The following is a 9,398-nucleotide window of genomic DNA, read 5'->3' as shown; positions in this document are numbered from 1 at the left end:
ATTTTTTACATTAATTTAATAAGTGCCATTTGCTGGAGATCCTTCGTCGCTTCGCTCCTCTGGATGACGACCTGGGGAGTTACTCTTACTCTAAGTTAAAAAGATTGCTCATTGCGACTGGAAACATTAAATTCTGTGTTTTACCAATTTTCCAAAAAAAACAGAGAAAGTTTTGGGAACAGCTCGTTAAAAGAGACCAATAAAAAAAATTTACAGATTCTGCTATATCCTATATAGTCGCTGTTTTTTTAACAAAACTGGTTACTTTTGATTATTACAACGCAACAACATGCTCCCAGAACTGTTATTTGGCTGGTTGGCGTATTTTTTTTACTCTTTCAATTTTTTCTGCAATTATCCTCAGGGATTATTGTAGGCGCCATCATGTACGAACAAAATCTGTCAGCGTTATTGGCTGGATTATTAAGTAGTGCGTTTTATTATGTTTATACCACATTTCAAATCCCGGTTGGATTGTTATTTGATCGGTACAATACCCGAACTCTTTTAACCCTTAATGTGGCTTTGTGCGCTCTTGGCTGTTTTATTTTTGCTTCAGGACATTCTCTTCCCTACCTGTTTTTAGGAAGGCTTATTATCGGAGCTGGGTCTTCATTTGCGTTTGTAGGCCTCTCTCATCTATTACGCCAACATTATCCCTTAAAACACTATGCATTTATGATAGGTTTATCTGAAACACTGGGATTTACTGTAACCGTTTTTGGCATGATTGGTATGGGATCTTTAATTACCAGCCTTGGCTGGCGTTATTTTATCACTGGAGCAGGCTTTTTAGGTCTGTTAATTACGTCATTATGTTTCAAATTTATTCCCAGCCATAAACCTCAATCCCGAATAAAGTACGATTATAAAACCCAGTTCTTTCTTATTTTAAAAAACAGGCTTGCCTGGATAAACGGGATTTTTGTTGGTCTGGAGTTTGCAGTCATTACGGTTTTTGGCGCATTGTGGGCAGTTCCCTTTTTGGAATTAAAACTCAATTGCACCATCAAAACAGCGAGCATACTGACTTCAATGATTCTGTTGGGAGCGGGATTGAGTTGCCCTGTATTTGGGCTTTTATCTGTTCACTGTGCTAAAAGAAAGCCGCTGATTCACGCATCCTGTTTGTCCACTGCCCTACTGCTATTGATTACGCTCTATCTTCCTATTCACAATACGGTGTTGATGGGAAGCTTGCTGTTTATTATAGGGTTGTGTTGTGGGGCTTATATGCTTGCTTTTTCAATTGCCAATGAGCTTGCGCCCCCGGAATCGCTTTCTACATGTACCGGATTTACCAATACTTTGGCCATGCTCTCAGCCCCTGTTTTACAACCGCTTGTAGGGTATTTGCTGGATGGGTTCAGTGCGCATCCAGGCATCTACATTCTCGCAGATTATCAGAAAGCTTTACTGATTATTCCAGCTGGATTAATCATGGCAAGCATACTGACTCACTTCCTTCCCGAAAAAAAACAGATTAATCGCACGTCATCCTGAGGTTATCTTTTGGGAAAAGACAAGCTCGTTAAGGTCATACGTTATATCATAAACTATGACCTTATAAGCTTGTTTAGTTGAATTAAGCCGTAGTTGCCAACGCCGCTACAGCCGCATCTTTGACCTGAGCAAAAGACTGTTCGGTAATAAAACAAAATCCTTTGGGGTTATTTTCGGAAAACCCCGCTACAGATAGATGGGATTTGGATGCAGCAGTAGTATCATCCAGCGGTTTTTCTTGAGAGGATAAAGTGTTCAATAACTTTAAACTCATTTTAGGAAATCCAAGACTCAAAAGACATTGATTGGATTCCAACGATTTGATGGAAATAAATTGCGACATTCTAACTTTGTTACCCGCTGCGTCACGCCAACCTGCAACCGCAGCCCCTGTGGCATCTTCTTCTTTAAGATTTGCGGAGTAGAATCCATTATCATCATCCAGGCGACAAAAAGTCGTACTCACATCATGAGGCGTTGTTTGATCTTTACTAAACCATACTTTGCCGAACCAAGCCTTATTTCCGGTAACGAATTGCTCTTTTGTTTCAGACCCTGTTTGGATGTGTCCATTTAAACGACTGGTCTGCAGTGCTTGTAAATCAACACCAGGTCTTAAAGTTAGCGTTTCATTTGTTTCTTTGGCCTGTTTTAACATATCCACTTTAAAATTAAACCCTTTGCCCTCTGCGCTCTTCACACCAAATATCCAACTGTCGTTGATAGGATTGTAGCGGATAAAAGAACGGCCAACCTGCCAATTGAGCTGAGTTGAATGCTCAATTTTTTCGCTTCCCTCGTAAAAAAGAACCAATTTATTGGTCTGTCCATCGATTAATGCTGTTTTTGTATGAAAATCAGTACCTTCTCTTTGGATTTGAAAAAAATAACCATAACGATCTCCGCTTTCATTGGTTACCATGCCGGAAAAAGTCCAGCTGCCAACCAAAGGCTCCACGGGCTTTAAAATTTCATCAATTTCTTCAGACGCTACATCAGCCGCTATCACCGAACTGCTCATCACCATAATCAAGCAAAATAAAATCATCCAAATTCGTACTGATATCATATTAGCAATAACCCTTTAATAATTTGTGCGTCCATAATGCGTCCCAAAAGGCTTTATTTAATGTTGCGTCAACAGGTAGATAATACATTTTGTCAGAACTAAAGGAACGACATTTCACGGCATCCTTTTCCGTCATGATAATAAGAGATTCTGGTTGATTAAAATCAATAGGCTCAAATTGATAATGATCAGGATAAGAATAAGTTTTGAATTCTATCCCTAAACGAGTTAAAGTGGAATAAAAACGTTGTGGATTTCCTATCCCTGCGATTGCTGCCACATCTCTTTTTTTCAACTCATCAGGCTCAACTTCTTCACCTGTAGATAACTTAATGATTTTTCCAGGGGTTAAACACATTGGGTAGGCCTTATCCCAAGTGCCCTCATTTACAATAATAAAATCCACTTCATTCAAACGCGCAGGAGATTCTCGTAAAGGACCTGCCGGCAATAACAAGCGATTTCCAAGGCCACGAAGACCATCGATCACGGCAATTTCTATAGATCGTCCCATACGGTAGTGTTGCAAACCATCATCGCTAATTATCAGTTCAACCTGATGTTTGTTGACAAGATGATGAACAGCGTCCATACGATTAGGGGCTATAACTACCGGACAATCAGTCTTTTGTGCGATCATTAAAGGCTCATCACCAACATCTAATGCAGTATCAGTGCATTGTATTTCGTAGGGAAAGGTTTTGATTTTCGCCCCGTATCCTCGACTGACTACTCCTACTTTTATCCCCTTTTGGCGTATGTTTTTGGCTAAAGCGATCACCAGGGGTGTTTTTCCTACACCACCTACCGATACGTTCCCCACAACAATTACCGGAACAGAAGGATTGTGTTGACAAAAAAGCTCCAAATACCTGCGGCGAATCAGAGTAATAAAACCATAACACCAGGAAAAGGGTAATAAAAACCAACGTAAGGGATGATTTTTATACCACAATTGTTCAAAAAAAGCCGTCATCAAGCCAGTGCGTCCTCTGGAACCATGCCTATTTGTTGTACTTTATACAACTGGGCATAATGACCTTGCAAATGCAACAGCTCATGGTGAGAACCTTGTTCTACAAGACGGCCATGCTGCATGACAATAATTTTATTAGCATGTTTGATGGTTGATAATCGATGCGCAATAACCAGGGTAGTACGATTTTTCATAACCTGTTCCAATGCTGCTTGTATGTACTGCTCCGATTCACTATCCAAAGCTGAAGTGGCTTCATCAAGAATTAAAATTGGCGCATCTTTTAAGATGGCTCGTGCTATGGCTATTCTTTGTCTTTGTCCACCGGACAACAATACGCCATTTTCGCCAACTCGAGTATCGTATCCTTGCGGCAGTTGTGCAATGAATTCATCAGCGTAAGCTAATTTTGCTGCGTTAATGATCTGCTGCCGGCTGATATCACTGCGCCCGTAAGCAATATTATTTGCCAAGGTATCATTAAACAGCATCACGTTTTGACTGACTAAAGCCATTTGTTCCCTGAGACTGTTTAAACTGATCTGATTCACGTCAATGCCATCAAGAGTAATCATGCCTTCAGATACTTCATAAAAACGAGGTAACAAACTGGCAATCGTAGTCTTACCACTACCAGAGTGACCAACCAAAGCAACACAAGTGCCCGCCTCAATGTTAAAACTGACATCATGCAACACACGGTGCCCATCTCTATAGGCATAGGACACGTTTTTAAACTCAATTGCTCCCAATGCTTTATTCTTTAATGCGATACCCTGCGTTGATTCTATGGGCAAATCAAGAATATGAAACACACTTTCAGCACCAGCTAGTCCTCTCTGAATAGTGGCATTCAATGTGGTTAAGGTCTTCATGGGTTTAATTAACTGCAACATGGCAGCGATAATTGCCAAAAATGAACCAGCGGTTATTGTAATAACTGTTGAAAGTTGAATTGCGGCCATAATGATAGCTGCTATCCCCACAGCAATAACAGCCTGCACTCCAGAGACATTAACCGCCTTGCTTACCGCAACCTTCATGTCATTTATTCGAGAATGCTCTGTTGCGGCATTAAATTTTCCTTCCTCATACGCCTCACCGCCAAAAATACGGACGACTTTATACCCTTCTATAGCCTCACTTGCAATTTCCGTAACTTCACCCATGGTTTTTTGTACCTTATGGCTTATTCGCCTCACTCGTTTATTAGTGTAATTTACGATTAAACCAATAAACGGAATGGTGAGTAAAAACATCAGGGAAAGCTGCCAACATATAACCATCATCACTGTAAGAAGACCAATAACAAGACATGTATTTTGCACAAAATCTGTCAACGCATCCGCACTGACCTGTGCGACTTGTTCCACGTCATAAAGAATTTTGGACAACATTTGGCCTGAAGTGGCTTCATCATAAAAATCAGCAGGTAAATGGACTATATGTGCAAAAACCTTCTGCCTGAGTACCTTTACAACCGAACGGGCAACCCAGGTCATGCAATAACTACCCAATGAACTGACCACACCCCGCAAAGTAATACCTATCAACACAATGAGCGGGATTTTTTTAACAAAATCTATATCAATGTTGATAAAACCTTTATCAAGAAAAGGCTTGGTTAAATAAGTAAACGTGGCATCAATTCCAGAATAAAGAATATTAGCCAATATTCCTAAAATCAGCACAGGCCAAAACGGTTTTACATAGGATAATAAACGTTTGTACAGCAGACTGGTTTTAACAGGAGTATTATTTTTCATTGATTAGCGGGTCAAAGGTTGGCAAATGAACTAAATTGTACCCCTTATTGTGATTTTGTGCCAACACTCTTGGAGAAGAAATAAAAGAATAAGCGACAAAAAATGCAACAAAACGATTGGATTAGACTCGCTGTAAAAAGCAAATGGACGCTTCAGGACCTTACTGTTCGGGACATTTTAATGCGAGAATAGGCACATCGAAAACCAGTCTTTTGCACATTCAAATCAGATATAGTTCCGGGTTCGGTGGTTACTGTAGCCGTATTCAACCCATATTGTCTTGCATAATGTAATCGAGCTAAAAGCAATTTTTTTTGCAACCCTTTTCCTCTAAAAGCAGGTAAAGTACTGGCTACTCCCAAATCACATACCTCTCCATGCATGGCCAGAGTAGCACCTGCAATAATCCGATCTTCATCATAAACACCAAACACCACAACCCCTTTTGCTCTGGCATAACGAATAAACTGCTCCTGAGCTTCAGGATAACCAAATCCTGCAGCAACTTGTCTGGCCCAATAATTCAACTCATCCGCCGGTACTATCCTGATTGGATAGAAACTGCCCGGCTGCTCGTCCTCTTTAACCGAAGATAAATCAAGAACAGAAACTGAGCTGATCTCGCTAATACTGTATCCTCTTGCGCATAAAAAACGCATCAAATCATTACCGACGTAGGGACATAATTCTATATCAACCTGCCTATGAGCACGCTCCTTATAAAAATACTCTATGGTTTCAATCTCAGACTTGAAATACTTTGGTTTTGTATAAAATCCCCAACCCACAACCTGAGATAAAAAAGAATCATGTCCAGAAAAACAGGCGGCACCGCCATTTATTTCTAATGTTTTTCCATTTATATAATTTTGAGTCACTTCAATATGCGTTTGTTTGATGCACGCTTCCATGCGCGCCGCTTGCTCTTTGGTGATGTACATCATGTTTCACTTAATTTGTTTATCACCTGATTCACCAGGCCAGGGCCTTGATAAATCAATCCAGTGTACAGTTGTATCAGGGATGCCCCAGCTGCAATTTTCCTTTGGGCTGCCTCCGGGCTATCAATACCACCGGCTCCAATCAGAGTAATCGCATCACCCACATAATGTTTCAACAAAGTCAAACATCGATTCGCCAGTTCTTCAACAGGTTTTCCGCTTAAACCGCCCTGCTCATCGCCATGGGTAAGATTTTTAACCTGCTCTCGAGTGCAGGTGGTATTGGTCGCTATAATTCCCTCAATACCATGACTTAAAAACACATCAGTCATGACTTTCAAAGTTTCTTCATCCTCATCAGGAGATACTTTGACGACCAAAGGCACATGCTTTTGATAACGATCAGCGAGTTTTTTTTGCTCCGTATGCAACAAAGACAACAACTGAACAAGATAATCACCCTTTTGCAGCTGGCGTAAATCAGGGGTATTAGGTGATGAAATGTTAACGGTAACATATGAGGCATGTTCATATACTTTTTGCAGACAATAACAATAATCATCAGCCGCATGCTGCAATGCCGTCTCTTTATTCTTACCGATATTAATGCCTAAAATCCCGTTGTACTTTGCTTTTTTAACGTGAGTAACCAGAGCATCGACACCCTGGTTATTAAACCCCATTCGGTTAATAAGCGCCTGCGCCTCGGGCAGACGAAACAAACGAGGCTTGGAATTTCCCGACTGTGGTCTTGGGGTGACTGTTCCCACCTCTATAAAAGAAAACCCCAGTTTTTCCAGACCATCAAGGTGATCGGCGTTTTTATCAAGACCTGCAGCCAATCCAACCGGATGCGGGAAAACCAGCCCCATGGCATGAACAGGTTTACCTGCATTTGTTTTAAAACACCATCCAGGCAAGTTATCCAGAGTAGATAAAACCAAGTGATGAGCGGTCTCCGCATCCAGTTTAAATAACAAAGGACGGATCAGCGAATACATTCAAATACCTCCGATAAAACCATAATTCATGCAAACCACTGCATCCTCTAAACCTTACATTCCTGAGCCCATACTCTTAACATGGCATTACCTGATTTCTGTAAATGAAAGGCGACTTCTCGTACCTCAATACCGTAGTTTTCCTGTTGCAGGCTAAGTAATACAGGCCCCAGAAAAGGCGAAGTATTTCCGTCTTTGTCGATCAAAGGAAAAATTCTGACTTCTTTTGCCACTCGAGCCAGCTCACGCAGTACATCCAAATGAAACGCTACCGATTGATTCTCCAAATCAGCGAATAAATAATGAGAACACAAAGCAAAATCAAAAGTAAAATCAGCAAAAGGTAATTGACAATCGTTAACGCCCAAGTATCTTCCTTCGGTCTTTCCCTGCGGATAATCGGCAAAAAACTGTTCAAATCCCGCTTTTCGTTTGGCAAGCAAGTGTTCAAAACCACCGCTTTGGCTAAAATCAAAATGGTCTTGTACCGCTTTAATTTCTTCTGCCATTTGGGAAAAAATCAACACTGATTTTGAATATAAAGTATCTTTATCCAAAACAAACAAAGGATCGCAACTAACCACCTCAATATTTTTTTTATTAAGCTGAGTGTTTACTGCACTAGGGCCACAGCCAAATTCTAAAATCTTTGTATGAATTTCTTCTTCTGACAAATCAAACATTTCTTTGTATTCATTGACATCGTGCCCCCATAAAACCAGATTACGCATGAGCAACTCTCCTCTATGAACCTGAATTCCGTGCTCAATTTCATCACAGAGTTATCTGCCATGAATTCAGGAAAAACTTATCACGACCCAAAAGTAGTGTTTCGGCTTAAGATTAGGTTATTTTTTAACCGTGGTAAAGAGTCTTTTTAAAATACACTGTGTTAGAAACCGCCAGTGAATGGACAAGGCCGAATCGATTGGGTATAGTCTTGAGTATTTGTAAAATCAACAGGATATAATCCATGCACAACGGACTAAAGTATCAACTGGGTGAAACCTATGACATGTTAAGAGACACGGTCTACCAATTCGCCCGCACAGAAATCGCTCCTCTGGCAGCCCACATTGACGAAAGCAATACATTCCCCAATCAATTATGGCGAAAATTAGGTGATTTGGGATTGTTAGGGATCACAGTCAGTGAAGAATACGGCGGTGCCAATATGGGGTATCTGGCGCATGCCATAGCCATGGAAGAAATTTCCAGGGCATCAGCTTCGGTAGGATTGAGTTATGGCGCTCACTCCAATTTGTGTGTGAATCAAATCTACCTGAACGGAAACAATTCGCAAAAAGAAAAATATCTGCCTAAGCTTATAAGCGGAGAATATATTGGCGCTCTGGCCATGAGTGAGTCAAACTCAGGCTCAGACGTAGTCAGCATGCAACTCCAGGCTCGTTCGCATGGTGATAAATACATTCTGGATGGCACCAAAATGTGGATAACCAACGGGCCAGATGCCGACGTTCTGGTGGTCTACGCCAAAACAGACAAGCAGGCGGGAAGTAAAGGCATCACTGCTTTTCTGATAGAAAAAGGAATGGCTGGCTTTAGAACGGCCCAAAAGCTCGATAAACTGGGCATGAGAGGTTCCAATACCTGTGAACTGGTTTTCGAACAGTGCGAAGTTCCGGCTGAAAACGTCCTTGGAGAAGTCAATCAGGGTGTTCAGGTTTTAATGAGTGGCCTTGATTACGAACGCACTATTCTTGCAGCAGGCCCTGTGGGCATTATGCAAGCATGCATGGATGTTGTTTTGCCCTACGTGCATGAACGCAAACAATTTAATCAGGCAATTGGAGAGTTTCAGTTTATCCAGGGTAAACTTGCCGATATGTACACAGAACTTAGCGCATCCAGAGCATATCTGTATGCCGTTGCAAAAGCCTGTGACAACGGTATGGTAAGTCGTAAAGATGCAGCAGGCGTTATTTTATATACTGCAGAAAAAGCAACACAAATGGCGCTTCAGGCAATTCAAACCCTGGGTGGTAACGGATACATTAACGAATACCCCACAGGACGATTGTTACGAGACGCCAAACTGTATGAAATTGGAGCTGGCACGTCTGAAATCAGAAGAATGTTGATAGGTCGTGAACTTTTTAAAGAAACTGCATAAGGAATAGT

The 9,398-nt window shown here is 41.1% G+C and carries 8 protein-coding genes; 2 read left to right on the top strand and 6 right to left on the bottom strand.

The annotated features are described in order from the left end of the window. Positions 1–267: 267 nt before the first annotated feature. On the top strand, positions 268–1,503 hold the full coding sequence (locus Lwor_RS04510; protein ID WP_338011234.1) for an MFS transporter: 1,236 nt from the start codon (positions 268–270) through the stop codon (positions 1,501–1,503). Positions 1,504–1,585: 82 nt separating this feature from the next. Here the strand turns inward: Lwor_RS04510 and Lwor_RS04505 are convergent, their stop codons facing one another. The 6 genes from Lwor_RS04505 to Lwor_RS04480 all read right to left on the bottom strand — a co-directional run bounded on the left by Lwor_RS04505 (position 1,586) and on the right by Lwor_RS04480 (position 7,987). Continuing rightward, on the bottom strand, positions 1,586–2,572 hold the full coding sequence (locus tag Lwor_RS04505; protein ID WP_058492718.1) for a hypothetical protein: 987 nt from the start codon (positions 2,570–2,572) through the stop codon (positions 1,586–1,588). A gap of 1 nt (position 2,573) precedes the next feature. After that, on the bottom strand, positions 2,574–3,548 hold the full coding sequence (gene lpxK, locus Lwor_RS04500; protein ID WP_058492717.1) for a tetraacyldisaccharide 4'-kinase: 975 nt from the start codon (positions 3,546–3,548) through the stop codon (positions 2,574–2,576). Next, on the bottom strand, positions 3,548–5,314 hold the full coding sequence (gene msbA / locus Lwor_RS04495; protein ID WP_058492716.1) for a lipid A export permease/ATP-binding protein MsbA: 1,767 nt from the start codon (positions 5,312–5,314) through the stop codon (positions 3,548–3,550). The genes lpxK and msbA overlap by 1 nt, the downstream gene beginning before the upstream one ends. Before the next feature lie 152 nt (positions 5,315–5,466). Then, positions 5,467–6,255, bottom strand: coding sequence for a GNAT family N-acetyltransferase (locus tag Lwor_RS04490; protein WP_172458842.1), 789 nt, complete (start codon positions 6,253–6,255; stop codon positions 5,467–5,469). Then, on the bottom strand, positions 6,255–7,256 hold the full coding sequence (locus tag Lwor_RS04485; protein ID WP_058492714.1) for a quinone-dependent dihydroorotate dehydrogenase: 1,002 nt from the start codon (positions 7,254–7,256) through the stop codon (positions 6,255–6,257). The genes Lwor_RS04490 and Lwor_RS04485 overlap by 1 nt, the downstream gene beginning before the upstream one ends. Before the next feature lie 47 nt (positions 7,257–7,303). After that, positions 7,304–7,987, bottom strand: coding sequence for a class I SAM-dependent methyltransferase (locus Lwor_RS04480; RefSeq protein ID WP_058492713.1), 684 nt, complete (start codon positions 7,985–7,987; stop codon positions 7,304–7,306). A gap of 242 nt (positions 7,988–8,229) precedes the next feature. Between Lwor_RS04480 and Lwor_RS04475 the strand changes: the two genes are divergently transcribed. After that, a complete protein-coding gene (locus Lwor_RS04475) occupies positions 8,230–9,390 on the top strand; it encodes an isovaleryl-CoA dehydrogenase (RefSeq protein WP_058492712.1) in 1,161 nt (386 codons plus the stop codon). Positions 9,391–9,398 lie beyond the last annotated feature (8 nt).

The organism is Legionella worsleiensis (assembly GCF_001467535.1).
In the GTDB taxonomy this organism is placed as follows: domain Bacteria; phylum Pseudomonadota; class Gammaproteobacteria; order Legionellales; family Legionellaceae; genus Legionella; species Legionella worsleiensis.
Note: the sequence above shows the minus strand (reverse complement) of the source record. Positions and strands in the feature narration are given on the sequence as shown.